The sequence below is a fragment of the Georgenia sp. M64 genome (assembly GCF_038049925.1).
Classification (GTDB): domain Bacteria; phylum Actinomycetota; class Actinomycetes; order Actinomycetales; family Actinomycetaceae; genus Georgenia.
Genome location: NZ_CP145809.1, coordinates 349764 through 363469 on the forward strand (window position 1 = coordinate 349764; position 13706 = coordinate 363469).

Annotated in this window: 14 protein-coding genes and 1 tRNA gene; 11 read left to right on the forward strand and 4 right to left on the reverse strand. The window is 72.3% G+C overall.

Annotated features, from left to right (window positions below):
- Positions 1 to 67: 67 nt before the first annotated feature.
- A complete protein-coding gene (locus AAEM63_RS01530) occupies positions 68 to 1024 on the reverse strand; it encodes a DUF808 domain-containing protein (protein ID WP_341359971.1) in 957 nt (318 codons plus the stop codon).
- A gap of 377 nt (positions 1025 to 1401) precedes the next feature.
- On the opposite strand from AAEM63_RS01530, the gene AAEM63_RS01535 reads away from it, so the two are divergent.
- The 5 genes from AAEM63_RS01535 to AAEM63_RS01555 all read left to right on the forward strand — a co-directional run bounded on the left by AAEM63_RS01535 (position 1402) and on the right by AAEM63_RS01555 (position 6762).
- Entirely contained in the window at positions 1402 to 2460 is a 1059-nt protein-coding gene (locus AAEM63_RS01535; RefSeq protein ID WP_341359972.1) for a LacI family DNA-binding transcriptional regulator, read from the forward strand.
- Between the two features lie 80 nt (positions 2461 to 2540).
- A complete protein-coding gene (locus AAEM63_RS01540; RefSeq protein ID WP_341359973.1) occupies positions 2541 to 3842 on the forward strand; it encodes an extracellular solute-binding protein in 1302 nt (433 codons plus the stop codon).
- Between the two features lie 96 nt (positions 3843 to 3938).
- A complete protein-coding gene (locus AAEM63_RS01545) occupies positions 3939 to 4889 on the forward strand; it encodes a sugar ABC transporter permease (protein WP_341359974.1) in 951 nt (316 codons plus the stop codon).
- Positions 4890 to 4891: 2 nt separating this feature from the next.
- Positions 4892 to 5827, forward strand: a complete 936-nt coding sequence (locus AAEM63_RS01550) for a carbohydrate ABC transporter permease (protein WP_341359975.1) — start codon at positions 4892 to 4894, stop codon at positions 5825 to 5827.
- Positions 5824 to 6762 carry a glycosyl hydrolase family 32 gene (locus AAEM63_RS01555; RefSeq protein ID WP_341359976.1) on the forward strand — a complete coding sequence of 313 codons (939 nt, stop codon included), beginning with the start codon at positions 5824 to 5826 and terminating at the stop codon, positions 6760 to 6762. Before AAEM63_RS01550 ends, AAEM63_RS01555 begins: the two co-directional genes overlap by 4 nt.
- A 90-nt stretch (positions 6763 to 6852) precedes the next feature.
- Here the strand turns inward: AAEM63_RS01555 and AAEM63_RS01560 are convergent, their stop codons facing one another.
- Positions 6853 to 7320 (reverse strand): GNAT family N-acetyltransferase, encoded by a 468-nt coding sequence (locus AAEM63_RS01560; protein ID WP_341359977.1) that lies wholly within the window; start codon positions 7318 to 7320, stop codon positions 6853 to 6855.
- 193 nt (positions 7321 to 7513) lie between these two features.
- Here AAEM63_RS01560 and AAEM63_RS01565 point away from each other — a divergent pair.
- From AAEM63_RS01565 to AAEM63_RS01580, 4 genes are all read left to right on the forward strand, one after another.
- A tRNA-Arg gene (locus AAEM63_RS01565) sits at positions 7514 to 7586 on the forward strand.
- A 264-nt stretch (positions 7587 to 7850) separates the two neighbouring features.
- Complete coding sequence (locus AAEM63_RS01570; protein WP_341359978.1) at positions 7851 to 8783, forward strand: ATP-binding cassette domain-containing protein; 933 nt, start codon at positions 7851 to 7853, stop codon at positions 8781 to 8783.
- The gene (locus AAEM63_RS01575) at positions 8780 to 9649 is read left to right on the forward strand and encodes an ABC transporter permease subunit (protein WP_341359979.1); all 870 of its coding nucleotides are present in this window, start codon (positions 8780 to 8782) and stop codon (positions 9647 to 9649) included. Before AAEM63_RS01570 ends, AAEM63_RS01575 begins: the two co-directional genes overlap by 4 nt.
- 126 nt (positions 9650 to 9775) lie before the next feature.
- Positions 9776 to 10393: a TOPRIM nucleotidyl transferase/hydrolase domain-containing protein gene (locus tag AAEM63_RS01580; RefSeq protein WP_341359980.1), complete on the forward strand. Its 618-nt coding sequence runs from the start codon at positions 9776 to 9778 to the stop codon at positions 10391 to 10393.
- Between the two features lie 30 nt (positions 10394 to 10423).
- Here AAEM63_RS01580 and AAEM63_RS01585 read toward each other — a convergent pair whose 3' ends face one another.
- Complete coding sequence (locus AAEM63_RS01585; RefSeq protein WP_341359981.1) at positions 10424 to 11782, reverse strand: FAD-dependent oxidoreductase; 1359 nt, start codon at positions 11780 to 11782, stop codon at positions 10424 to 10426.
- Between the two features lie 108 nt (positions 11783 to 11890).
- Between AAEM63_RS01585 and AAEM63_RS01590 the strand changes: the two genes are divergently transcribed.
- Both AAEM63_RS01590 and AAEM63_RS01595 read left to right on the forward strand, forming a co-directional pair.
- A complete protein-coding gene (locus AAEM63_RS01590) occupies positions 11891 to 12415 on the forward strand; it encodes an N-acetyltransferase family protein (protein ID WP_341359982.1) in 525 nt (174 codons plus the stop codon).
- A gap of 43 nt (positions 12416 to 12458) precedes the next feature.
- Complete coding sequence (locus AAEM63_RS01595; RefSeq protein WP_341359983.1) at positions 12459 to 12830, forward strand: hypothetical protein; 372 nt, start codon at positions 12459 to 12461, stop codon at positions 12828 to 12830.
- A gap of 77 nt (positions 12831 to 12907) precedes the next feature.
- Here AAEM63_RS01595 and AAEM63_RS01600 read toward each other — a convergent pair whose 3' ends face one another.
- The gene (locus AAEM63_RS01600; RefSeq protein WP_341359984.1) at positions 12908 to 13456 is read right to left on the reverse strand and encodes an OsmC family protein; all 549 of its coding nucleotides are present in this window, start codon (positions 13454 to 13456) and stop codon (positions 12908 to 12910) included.
- Positions 13457 to 13706: the final 250 nt, after the last annotated feature.

A 13706-nucleotide genomic window follows, 5' to 3' on the forward strand; every position in this document is an offset into this window, starting at 1 on the left:
TCCTCGTAGGACGACGCACCGAGCGTAAGGCTGGTGGTGGCCGGGCCGCCCGCCAGGGATGGCGGCGTCAGTGGTGCGCCCCGGCCTTCTTCTTCCGCGGGATGACGTGCATGACCGCGACGACGAGCGCGCCGGCGGCGAGGCCGAAGATCGCCGAGCCGAGCGTGTTGACGAGCCAGCCCACGAACGCGCCGACCGCAGGCAGGGCATGGGCCGCGGCCTCCTCGAGCTGGTGGACCAGCCCGTAGGGGCCGTGCCAGCCCAGCTCGTCCGTACCCACGAGGAGGATGTGCCCGCCCACCCAGAGCATGGCGACGAGGCCCACGGTGGAGAGGATCGCGAGGAGCTTAGGCATCGCCTTGACGAGGAAGCGACCCAGACGCTGGGAGAACGCGGACTCCCGCTCAGCCAGGTGCAGCCCGATGTCGTCCATCTTCACGATGAGTGCGACGACGCCGTAGACCAGCGCGGTGATGCCGAGCGCGACGACGACGAGGATGAGTGCGCGGGAGACGAACGGCTCGTCGGCCACCTCGTTGAGCGAGATGACCATGATCTCCGCGGAGAGGATGAAGTCGGTGCGGATCGCTCCGCTGACCATCGACTTCTCCTCCTCGGGCCCGACGACGGCGGCCGGCTCGGCCTCCTGCTTCTCCTCCTTGTGCTTGCCGGTGACGAGCTCGTAGATCTTCTCCGCGCCCTCGTAGGAGAGGTAGAGACCGCCGAGCATGAGGATCGGCGTGAGCAGCCACGGGATGAACTGGCTCAGCAGCAGGATGGCCGGGAGGATGAACAGCAGCTTGTTGCGGACCGAGCCGATGGCGATCTTCTTGATCATCGGCAGCTCGCGCTTGGCCGCGAAGCCGTGCACGTACCGCGGCGTCACCGCGGTGTCGTCGATGACGACGCCGGCGGCCTTCATGCTCGCCCGACCCGCGGCGGCCCCGATGTCGTCGACGGATGCTGCCGCGATCCTGGCCAGGGCGGCCACGTCGTCGAGCAGGGCGACGAGGCCCCCGCTCACCAGGGGCTCCCGGGTGCGCGCACGGGTCGGGCGGCGGAGGACGCGCGGGGCGTCGGGTACGTCGGCACGATCGTGAGAATAGGCGTTCGGGCGCCCGGCTGCCGCTCGGGCCGAACGGACCGGCCCGCGGCCGAGGGGCATGCCTGCGGCGGTGGTGGACAGTCCCCACTGCTCCCTCAGGGCGCGGACGGGCAGCCGGCGCCAGAGCGGGACGAGAGCGGAACGCGAGCCCGGTTTCCGGGCGTAGTGGTCCACATCTCGTCAGGTCACGACTTCGCAACGGCCCTTGACACGGTCGCGGCCGGGGCGCAAGACTCCCACCACTGCTCAAACGATTTAACACCACGGCAGGACCAACCTCGACGGGGAGGCTGATCATGACGAAGCGAGTCGGTATCCGGGACGTCGCCCGGGAGGCGGGCGTCTCCCCGGCCACCGTCTCCCTCGTCCTCAACGACCGCGCCGCGACGAGGATCCCGGCCAGCACCCAGGACCGGGTGCGCCGGGCGGCGTCGGACATCGGGTACTCACCGAACTCCGTGGCCCGGAGCCTGCGCACCCGCACCACCCGCACCATCGGCCTCATCTCCGACCAGATCGCCACCACCCCGTACGCCGTCCGGATGATCGAGGCGGTCCAGGACGGCGCGCGGGCCCACGGGCACCTCGTCTTCCTCGTGAGCACCGGGGCCGAGCGGTCCCTCGAGCGTGACGCGGTGGCCGCCCTGCGCGACCAGCAGGTCGACGGGCTGATCTACGCCTGCATGTGGCACCGCGACGTCGAGGTGCCGCAGGGGATGCCGCCGGGCTCGGTCGTCCTGGACGGGCGGCCCGACCGGGCGGGCTATCCCGCCGTCGTGCCGGACGACCGACGGGGTGCCGAGGCGGCCGTCCAGGCGCTCGTCGACGCCGGGCACCGGCGGATCGCGTACGTCGACATCGACGAGGACCCCGAGCCGCTCGCCTCGGGCCTGCGGCGCGAGGGCTACCTCGCCGTCCTGGCGGCGGCCGGGATCGACCCCGACCCCGCGCTCCACGTCAAGGGCTCGGCGGACGCCGTCGGCGCCCGGGACGCGGCCGGCCGGGTGCTCGAGCTGCCTCCCGGGCGCCGCCCCACCGCCCTGTTCTGCTTCAACGACCGCATGGCGATGGGCGCGTACTCGGCGGCCCGGCGCCACGGCCTGGAGATCCCCACCGACCTGTCGGTCGTCGGCTACGACGACCAGCAGCTCATCGCCGCCGAGCTCGACCCGCCGCTGACCACCGTCGCCCTGCCGCACTACGACATGGGGCGGTGGGCGGTGGAGGTGCTGCTCGGGTCGCGCGAGGCGCCGCCCGACCAGGGCGTGACGTTGATGCCGTGCCCTCTCATCACGAGGGAGTCGGTAGGTCCGCCGCCGGCCGAGCAGAAGGAGCCCGGCCGACGACGGACGTGAAACACCCTGTGGCCGTCGACCGACGGCCACCGAGCCGGGGGTCCGACCTTGCCCGTCGGGTCCCCAGGAAAGGAATCACGATGCGACGCAAGTCCTTCACGGCGATGGTAGCCACCACGGCGGCCCTCGGGATCGTGCTCACCGCGTGCGGACGGGCCGGTGAGTCCGACGGCGGTGGCGGCGGTGGCGGCGACGGCGAGACCACCGAGCTGACCATGTGGACGCACTCCGCCGGGAACCCGGCCGAGCTGGAGGTCTACGAGAAGATCGTCGCCGACTTCAACGACTCCCAGGACGAGTACGAGGTCGTCATGGAGTCCTTCCCGCAGGGCGCCTACAACGACGCGATCGTCGCCGCCGCGGCGTCGGGCGACCTGCCGTGCCTGCTCGACATGGACGGCCCGATCGTCCCGAACTGGGCGTGGGCGGGCTACATCCAGCCGCTCGGGCTCGACCCGGCGGTGACCGACGCCCTCCTGCCGACGGCGGTCGGGCGCTACCAGGACGAGATCTACTCCGCGGGCTACTGGGACGCGGCGCTCGCCGTCTTCGCCCGGCAGTCGGTGCTCGACGAGAACGGGATCCGCGTCCCGACCTTCGAGGAGCCCTGGACCCAGGAGGAGTTCGACGAGGCGCTGACCACGCTCCAGGGCGCGGGCTACGAGACGCCGCTGGACATCGGTGCCGAGGACACCGGCGAGTGGTGGTCCTACGCGTACTCGCCCATGCTCCAGAGCGCCGGTGGCGACCTCATCGACCGCGACACCATGCTCACCGCCGACGGGGCGCTCAACGGACCGGAGGCCGTGGAGTTCTTCACCTGGTTCCAGGGTCTGTTCGACCAGGGCCTCGCCTCGGACTCGGGCGAGATCGGCAACGAGGAGTTCAACAACGACGAGGTCGCGCTCAGCTACACGGGTGTCTGGAACGCGATGGACTCCCTGGACGCCGTCGGCGACGACCTGCTCATCCTGCCGCCGCCGGACCTGGGCAACGGCCCGGTCATCGGCGGTGCCTCCTGGCAGTGGGGGATCTCGGCCGAGTGTGACGCCGCCGACGGCGCCCGCGAGTACCTCGAGTTCAGCTTCAAGCCCGAGTACATCGCCGAGTTCGCCGACAAGCAGGTGGTCATCCCGGCGATGGCCGAGGCCGAGGAGCTGTCGGAGAACTTCGGTGAGGGCGACCCGCTCCAGCCCTTCGTCGAGCTCTCGCAGCGGTACGCGCTCGAGCGCCCCCCGACACCTGCGTACCCGGTGATCTCCAGCGTCTTCGAGCGCGCCGCGAAGGACATCATGAACGGCGCCGACGTCCAGTCCACGCTCGACCAGGCGGTCCAGGAGATCGACGCCAACATCGAGTCCAACGACGGGTACGGCTTCTGAGCCGACCGTCCTGAACGGCGGCCGGGGCGGCGCAGCCCGCTGCGACGACGCACCCAGGGTGCGCCGCCCCCACGCCCGCCGGAACGGATGTGCACCATGACCGTCCCCACCCAGCAGGTCTCACCGCACGCCGAGCCCCGCACGTCGAGGAAGGTGCGCCGCAACGCGCGTGCCTCGCGCGAGGGCAGCCGCTCCGCCTACGCGATGGTGGCACCGGCCACCATCCTCCTCGTCCTCTTCCTCATCGTCCCGGTCCTCCTCGCGTTCGGCCTGTCCTTCACCAACGCCCGGCTCATCTCGCCGAACCCGCCGCGGTTCGTCGGTCTGGACAACTTCGTCCGCGCCTTCACCAACGACCCGACCTTCATGAGGTCCCTCCTCAACACGTTCCTCTTCGCCGCCGTCGTCGTGCCGGTCCAGGCCGGCCTGGGCCTGGTGATGGCGATCCTCGTGAACCAGAAGCTGCGCGGCGTCACGTGGTTCCGCGTCATCTTCTTCGTCCCTGTCGTCACCTCGATCGTGGTCATCTCGATCCTCTGGGAGTTCATGTACCAGGAGAACGGCCTCGTGAACTCGATGATCGACACCCTCACCTTCGGCGCCTTCCAGGGCACCGACTGGCTGGGCAACACCGACACCGCGCTCGGCGCGATCATCGTGCTCTCGATCTGGCAGGCCGTGGGCTTCCACATGATCATCTGGCTCTCCGGACTCCAGACGATCCCCGGCGAGCTCTACGAGGCGGCCCGGATGGACGGCGCCAACGCCTGGCAGCAGTTCACGTCGGTGACGTGGCCGGGCCTGCGCTCGACGATGGTCTTCATCCTCGTCACCATCACCATCGCCGCGCTCGGGCTGTTCGTCCAGATCGACGTCATGACCCAGGGCGGCCCCCGCGACGCCACGACGACCCTGGTCTACCACGCCGTGCAGCAGGGCTACCGCCGGCAGGAGACCGGCTACGGCGCCGCGATCTCGCTCATCTTCTTCGTCATCGTGCTGATCATCGCGCTGGTGCAGCGGTACCTCACCCGAGAGAAGGACTGACCATGACCGCACCCGCCACCCAGACCGCGCGGCAGCGGTCCGGCGCCGCCGCCGACGCCGCGCAGCGGCGGAACCGCCGCCGCCTCGTCATCGGCTACATCCCGATGGTCCTGCTCGCGCTGTTCTTCCTCTTCCCGCTGGTGTTCATGTTCGTCTCGAGCCTCAAGCCGGACGCGCAGATCCTCTCCGACATCGACTCCCCGCAGGCCTTCCTGCCGGTGGGGGACATCTCCACCCAGAACTACGTCGACGTCTTCGACCGGGTGCCCGTCGCCCGGTTCATCCTCAACTCGGTGCTCGTCACCACGCTCATCGTCGGCCTCGGTCTCGTGGTCAACTCCATGGCCGGCTTCGCGCTGTCCAGGCTGGAGTGGTCCGGCCGGAAGGTGCTCCTGACGGTCATCATCGCCACCCTCATCGTGCCCTTCGAGACGATCGCGATCCCGATGGTCTACTGGGTCTCGAAGCTGCCGACCTTGGTGTTCGAGGGGGCGGTGCCGATGTACGACATCGGGTGGCTGAACTCCTACCACGTGCAGATCGTGCCGTTCATCGCGAACGCGTTCTCGATCTTCCTGTTCACCCAGTACTTCTCCACGATCCCGAAGTCGCTGGACGAGGCGGCCCGGATCGACGGTGCGGGCTGGTTCACCATCTACCGGCGGATCATCGTGCCGCTGGCCGGGCCGGCGTTCGCCACCGTCGCCATCCTCACCTTCCTGCCCGCCTGGAACCAGTACCTGTGGCCGCTCATGGTGGTCCAGCAGGAGGAGCTGAGGCCCGTCATGGTCGGCATGCAGTACTTCTTCCAGATCAACCCCGCCTGGGGCGAGATCATGGCGTACACCTCGCTCATCACCCTGCCGGTGCTGATCATGTTCCTGGCCTTCCAGCGGGCCTTCGTCAGCTCGATCGCCTCGAGCGGGGTGAAGGGATGAGCCTGCGACTGCCCGACCACTGGGTGTGGGACAGCTGGCCCGCCTTCGACGGCACCCACCACCACCTGTTCTTCCTGCGGGCCTCGCGGGCGCTGCACGACCCCGACCGGCGGCACCTGCGCGCCTCCGTCGGCCATGCCCGCTCGACGGACCTGCGCACCTGGGAGCTCCTGCCGGACGCGCTCGTGGCCGCCGACACGCCCGCCTGGGACGACCAGGCCACCTGGACCGGCTCGGTGGTCCAGGCCCCCGACGGCACCTGGCGCATGTTCTACACCGGGGTCGACCGGGAGGGCCGCGGGCTGGTGCAGCGGGTGGGGGTCGCCGTCTCCGACGACCTCATCACCTGGCACCGCCGGCCGGGGCCCATCACCGAGGCGGACCCGCGGTGGTACGAGAAGCTGGACCTCGACGCGTGGATCGACGAGGCCTGGCGCGACCCCTGGGTCCTCCCCGATCCCGACGGCGACGGCTGGCACATGCTCGTCACCGCGCGGGTCCCCGACGGCGACCCCGACGGCCGCAGCGTCATCGGTCACGCCCGCAGCGCCGACCTCGAGACGTGGGAGGTCCAGCCGCCGCTGACGACCCCGGCGGGGTTCGGGCAGATGGAGGTCCCGCAGGTCGCCGTCGTCGACGGCCTGCCGGTGCTGCTCTTCTGCTGCTGGCCGGACCGGATGTCCGAGGAGCGCCGCGCCTCGGCCCCCTCGGGCGGGATGTGGGTGGTGCCGGGGGAGTCGCTCCTCGGGCCGTGGGACCTCACGCGGGCGACGACGTTCGACCACCCGAGCCTCTACGCCGCGCGGCTGGTCGAGCGGACGCCGGGCGACTGGGTGCTGCTCGGCTTCCGCGACAAGGAGGACGGCGCGTTCGTCGGGGAGATCGCCGACCCGCTGCCCGTCGTCCGCGACGGGGACACCCTGCGGCTGGCGTGAGCCGGAGCGGCCGTCGGTATCTCGTGCCGACGGCCGCTCGGCGCGCCCGGACGCGGCAGTCCGGCGGCGACGTCGCCTGCCGCCCGTCGATCAGCCGAGCTCGATCGTCATGAAGGCACTGTGCGGACTCGGGCGGTAGTCGCCGAACGGCCCGCACGGGCGGAACCCGGCCCGGGCGTAGACGCGCCGCGCCGGCTCGAACGCCTCCGTCGGGCCCGTCTCGAGGCTCACGCGGGTGTAGCCCTGCGCGCGGGCCACGTCGAGGAGGTGCGCGACGACGGCGCTGCCCAGCCCCTGACCGCGGGCCTCCTCGGCCGTGTGGACCGACTTGAGCTCGGCGTGGTCGGGACCGAGCCGCTTCAGGGCGCCGATCGCCAGCAGCAGTCCGCCCTGCCGGGCGCCGAAGAGCTCCACGCCCGGTTCCGCGAGCCCCTCGACGTCGAGGGCGTGGACGTCCTCCGGCGGGCTCTGGCTGTGGGCGAAGGTGTGGTGCCGGTCGAGGATCTGGAGCACCTCGGGGGAGCGGGGGTCCTCCACGGTGATGATGAGGTCGGGCACGCAAGGAATGTAGGCGCTGCGCCGCGGTCGGGCTCCCGGGACGCCGGGATCCGGACATCGGCGCCACCATGACGCTCGTGCACGCGGCCACCATGACGCTCGTGCGCGCCGGGGCCGGTGAGGAGCCTCACCCGGTCACCGTTTGGACCGTCGGGCGGGGCACGCTAAAGTCTCCTTTGGCCCGAGTGGCCATGCGCCCGTAGCTCAATGGATAGAGCATCTGACTACGGATCAGAAGGTTGGGGGTTCGAGTCCCTTCGGGCGCACAGTGAGGCCCTGACCCGCGAGTGCGGGTCAGGGCCTTCGTCGTGGTCAGGGCCTTCGTCGTGGTCAGGGCCTTCGTCGTCCCGCGGTGTGCCACCAGGGTGCGACCCCCACGCCGGGCCGTGAGATCCCAGGGTCCGATCAGGGCTTTCCCTCATTCCGCCGCGCCCCTGCCGGGCGGTTGACTCGACAGCGACACGAACGCGAGGGCACCCGGCACGGACCGGGAGGTCCTCACCCCGGCGAGACGACAAGAGAGTCAGGCCATGATCGAGGCACGGAACCTCACCAAGCGGTACGGCGACAAGGTCGCCGTCGACCAGATCAGCTTCACCATCGAGCCCGGAACCGTCACCGGGTTCCTCGGCCCCAACGGGGCCGGCAAGTCCACGACGATGCGGATGATCGTCGGGCTCGACCGGCCGACGGCCGGCACCGTGACGGTCAACGGCAAGCCCTACGGCCAGCACCGCTCCCCGCTGAACGAGGTCGGCGCACTTCTCGACGCCAAGGCGGTGCACACCGGGCGCTCCGCCCGCTCCCACCTGCGCACCATGGCCGCCACCCACGGCATCTCCACGCGGCGCGTGGACGAGGTCATCGAGATGACCGGCCTGGCCGGCGTCGCCGGGAAGCGCGTGGGCGGGTTCTCCCTGGGCATGGGCCAGCGGCTCGGCATCGCCTCCGCGATGCTCGGCGACCCGCGGACCCTCATCCTGGACGAACCGGTCAACGGGCTCGACCCCGAGGGGGTCGTGTGGGTCCGGACCCTCGTGCGGCAGCTCGCCGCCGAGGGCCGCACGGTCTTCCTCTCCTCCCACCTCATGAGCGAGATGGCGCAGACCGCCGACCAGCTCCTGGTGATCGGCCGCGGCAGGATCATCACGGCCGGGCCCGTGCAGGACGTCATCGACGGCGCCACCGGCTCCGCCGTCCGCGTCCGCTCCCCGCAGGCTGCCGACCTCGCCGCCCTCGTCCAGGCCGACGGCGCCGCCGTCACGAGCCCCGAGGTCGGTGTCGTCGAGCTCCGCGGCATCAGCGCCGAGGAGGTCGGCGAGACCGCCGCTCGCCACGGCATCGTCCTCCACGAGCTCACGCCCCGGCGCGCGAGCCTGGAGGAGGCCTACATGAACCTGACCCAGGACGCGGTCGAGTACCGCTCCGAGACCGCCCCCGCCGCCATGGAGGCCGCGAGATGACCACCACCGTCACCCAGCCCACCACCGGAACCGACCTCCTGAGCGCAGGCGCCCGGCCACGTCCCACCAGCGACGTGCACGCCGAGCTCAGCTTCGCCGGCGTCGTGCGCGGGGAGTGGATCAAGCTCCTCTCCCTGCGCTCGACCTGGTGGACGCTCGCCATCACCGTCGCCCTCATGGCGCTCATCGCGCTCGCCGCCTCGGCGTCCCTGGCCGACATGGTCGGTGACGGGCCCGTCGACGCCCCGCTCCCGCACGGCGCCGAGTTCGTCACCACCGGGTCCCAGCTCGGGATCGTCACGGTCGCCGTGCTCGGCGCCCTGCTCATGACCGGTGAGTACTCCACCGGCATGGTCCGGTCGACCCTGGCGGCGGTGCCCACCCGGCTTCCGGTGCTCGCCGCCAAGGCCATCGTGCTGACCGTCGTCACGGTCGCGGTCACGATCGTCAGCATCGCCGCGTCCTACCTCCTCGCCCGGCCGTTCCTCGACGACCACGGCCTCGTCCCCGCCCTCGACGACGCCCAGACCTGGCAGGTCTTCGGCGGGACGGTCTACTTCTTCGTCGTGACGGCGCTCGTGGCCCTCGGCATCGCCACGGCGGTGCGGCACACCGCCGGCTCGATCACCGCGGTCCTCGGGCTGCTCCTGCTCCTCCCGGGCGTGCTGCAGTTCATCAGCATCGACTGGGTCCAGGACGTCACCAGCATGCTGCCGCTGCCCGCCTCCTTCGCCTTCCTCGGCGTCAGCGGCGCCATGGGCGGCAACGAGCTGCTCACGCCCTGGGAGGGGGTCGGTGTCGTCGCCGCCTACGCGGTCGTGACCCTGGCCGCCGGGGCCGTGCTGCTCCGTCGCCGGGACGCCTGAACCCGGACCCGGAGACGGTCTCCGGTTCGCCGCGCAGGGTGGGAGGTCGACGACCTCCCACCCTGCGTCGTCTCGGGCCCGCGGTCGGTGCCGCTGGCCGGGGCGGGCATCGGGTGGTGAGGTGTGATGGTGCGCGAGGAAGCTGCTCAGGACGACCGCGAGCCGGCGCCGGTGCTCACCGGCGTTCGTGACGCGCGCGTCGTCGCCCTCGTCGAGGGTGTCAGCGACCAGGTGGCCGTCGAGCGCCTCGCCCTCCGGCGCGGCCGGGACCTGGCCGGCGAGGGCGTGCTGGTGCTTCCGATGGGTGGGGCGACCAACGTGGGCCACCACCTCAGGGCCCTGGGCCGATGGGGGGTGCCGGCGTCCGGGTTGCTCGACATCGGGGAGGAGCGCTTCGTCCGGCGCGGGCTCGCCTCGGCGGGGCTCGGCGTGCCGGTCACCAGGTCGGACCTGGCGCGCGCCGGCTTCTTCTTCTGCGTGGCCGATCTCGAGGACGAGCTCATCCGGGCGCTCGGCGCCGCCGCCACGGAGGAGGTGCTGGCGGCGAACGGCGATCTCGCGCTCTTCCGGCGGTTCCAGCGCCAGCCGGCCCAGCGCGTCCGTCCGGTCGTGAACCAGCTGCACCGGTTCCTCGGCACCACCACCGGACGCAAGGCCCGGTATGCCGGGCTGCTCGTCGAGCACCTGGACCTCAACCGCGTGCCCGACCCGCTCGACGCCCTGCTCCGCCACGTGACCGCGTAGGACGCAAGGGGTGCGCCGCCCGGTCGCCCCTCAGCGGCGGAGGTCCGAGGCGCCGACCGCCGCCTTGCGGCCGTGGCGCAGGCCGGTGGGGAAGCCGATGACGGCGGGCTGCGCGGTCGAGCACACACCGGTCTCGGGCAGCTCGAGCTGGAGCCTGCCGGCCGCCTCGACGTCACCCGCCAGGTGGGCGGCCACCGAGCGGACCTGCTCGTACCCGGTCGCGAGCAGGAAGGTCGGAGCGCGTCCGTAGGACTTCATCCCCACGACGAAGAAGCCCGGCTCGGGGTGGGCGAGGGTGGTCGCGCCGTGCGCCGGGACCGTCCCGCACGAGTGGTGCTCCGGGTCGATCAGTGGCGCGAGGGCGCTGGGCGCCTCCAGCCCCGGATCGAGGTCGAGCCTCAGCTCGCGCAGCATCTCCAGGTCCGGCCGGAAGCCCGTCGCGCCGGCCACCGCGTCCACCCGCAGCCGCAGGGCGCCGGCGGGGCGCGCGAGCGTCACGTCGACCTGACGGCCGCCGGCCACGACCTCGAGCGAGGCGACGGTCGTCGACGTGAGGAGCTCGACCCGGCCGGCCTCCACGGCCTCCCGGACGCGCGTGCCGAGCGCGCCCCGCGCGGGCAGCGCGTCGGCGTCGCCGCCGCCGTGGGCCCGAGCGGCGGACTGCCCGCGCACCGCCCAGGTGATGCGCGTGGCGGGGGCTCTCTCCTGGAGCTCGACCAGGCTCAGCAGGGTGTTGGCCGCGGAGTGCCCGGCACCGACGACGAGGACGTGCCCGTCCTCGACGCGGGCCCGGTCGCGACCGAGCACGTCCGGCAGCGGCCCGAGGAGGAGCTCGGCGGCGTCCGCCTCCCCGGGGGCGGGCAGCCCGGCCGTGCCGAGCGGGTTGCGCCCCGACCACGTCCCCGACGCGTCCACGACCGCCCGGGCCAGGTGGTCGACGACCCGGCCGTCCACGACGCTCCGCACGAGGAAGGGGCGGTCCGCCCGCCCGGCGGCGTGGGTCTTGTCCGCCCCGTCGCGGCTGACGGCGACGACGCGCGCGCCGGTGACGATACGGCCGGACAGCGCCCGCGCGAGCGGCTCGAGGTAGTCGCTCACGAGCTCGCCCCCGGTGGGCAGGCCGTCCCTCGGCGGCGCCTGCCACCCCGTGCGCCCGAGCAGCCGCCGGGCCGCCTGGTCGACGTCGTACTCCCAGGGGGAGAACAGCCGGACGTGGGACCACTGCCGGACGGCGGCGCCGACGTCGTCCCCAGCCTCCAGGACGAGAGGCTCGAGACCTCGCTCGAGAAGGTGGGCCGCGGCGGCCAGGCCCACCGGGCCGGCACCGATCACCACGACGGGCAGGGAGTCGGCGGCGGCGGAGCCTGCCGCGCTCGCGGGCTGGGACATGGGAACCTCCGGTTCGTGCGCCGATGACCGGTCGCATTGATGAACGTCGATGGATGAAGCATGGAACAGGCATCGACGTTTGTCAATCGATCGGGCATACTGCCGGCCATGTCTCTCACCGTCACCGCCATGGAGCCGGGGCACTGGCCGCAGGTCGAGTCGATCCTCCGGGCCGGCATCGAGACCGGTCACGCGACGTTCGAGTCTGCCGCCCCCACCTGGGAGCGGTTCGACGCCTCGCACCTTGCGACGCACCGAGTCGTCGCCCTCGACGACGCGGTCCTCGACGCCGACGTCGTCCTGGGCTGGGCGGCGGTGAGTGCGGTCTCCACACGGGAGGTCTACGCCGGCGTGGTCGAGCACTCGGTGTACGTCTCGGACGCCGCGCGCGGGCGCGGCGTGGGCCGCGCTCTGCTCGAGTCGCTCGTCGCCTCCACCGAGGCCGCCGGCATCTGGACGATCCAGTCCAGCGTCTTTCCCGAGAACGTCGCCAGCCTCGCGCTGCACCGCGCGCTCGGCTTCCGCGAGGTGGGCCGTCGGCAGCGCATCGCGCGGATGACCCACGGCGAGCTCGCGGGCAGGTGGCGGGACACGCTGCTTCTCGAGCGGCGCAGCGCGGTCGTCGGGCGCTGAAGCCGGTCCCCTGGCGACGGTCGCGCCGGGATACGCTCGGCCGGTGACCGGGCCGGACGGCGTTGCAGTGACCGAGTCGATCGCCGCTGCTGCCGGGAACGCCGGGCTGGCCATGATCTTCGCGGCCTTCGTGGTCCGTGGGCTGTACCTCCGGTGGCACCGGACGGAGGCGGTCCACGTCGTCGAGGGCGGTCTGCACCGCCTTCGCTGGCACGGCCGGAGGCACATGCACGAGGTGTCCTACGAGCCGACGGGTCCCGCCCCGGCGGTGGGCGCGGTCGTGCCGCTCTGGTTCCACGCCGGCGATCCGTCCCGGTGGTCGCTCACGGCCCCGTACCGCGGCGCCCGTGCGCTGGCCGCCGCGGGTGCCGTCCTGGCCGCGGCCGGCCTCCTGCTCGGGTTCGTCCTGCCATGACCCGGTCCACGGGCGCGCCCTGACGGAAGGGCCGGGCGGGGTGCGCACCCGCCCGGCCCCGTCTCGCCATCCGCCGGTCAGGGGCGGCGGACCACCCACACCTCACGCAGGTCGACACCGGCGTCGGTGAGGAGGTTCAGCAGTGGGCAGCGGCGCCGCACCTGGTCCTTGAGCTCGGCCAGCTCGGCCTCCGGCACCGAGGTGGTGAGCGTGAGCGTCAGGGTCAGCTGCTGGAAGTGCGGCGAGACGTCCGCGGTGCCGAGGAACCCGCGGATGTCCAGGGTTCCGGTCGCGTGGCTCTCGAACGCCGCGACGGGGACGTCGAGCTCACCGGCGACGGTCTCGACGACGACCGAGACGCACCCGGCGAGCGAGCCCAGCAGGTACTCGATGGGGTTGGCGGCCTCGTCGGTGCCGCCGAGGGAGGTCGGCTCGGCGACGGTGAAGCCGAACCGGCGGGCCTCGACGGAAGTGGAGAGCCGGCCCTTCCACCGTCCGGCGGCGCTGAAGTCGGCGAGCCGGGGCGTGGGGTCGTAGGCGCGGACGGGGCTGACAGCGGTGGGGGTCTCGCTGGTGGTGCTGAGGGTGATGGGGCTGACGGTGGTGGGGCTGACGGTGGTGGTCATGGTCTTCTCCTGTGGCGGGGCGAGGGGGCGGATACGTCGTCGCCGCGCGCCCGGCAGCGCCTGACCGCCCGGGGCGGTCCGACGCGGGAGGGGGTCAGCGGATGACCCGTCCCCCGGACGCGCGGCCGCGCATTCGGGTCGCCCGGAGCAGCCGGACCGTCGTACCGGACATCGCTGCTCCCCTCTCGCGGACCTGGCCATCGGTGGATGGAGGGACGCTAACGGGTCCCCTCCCCGCACCGACCAGCGG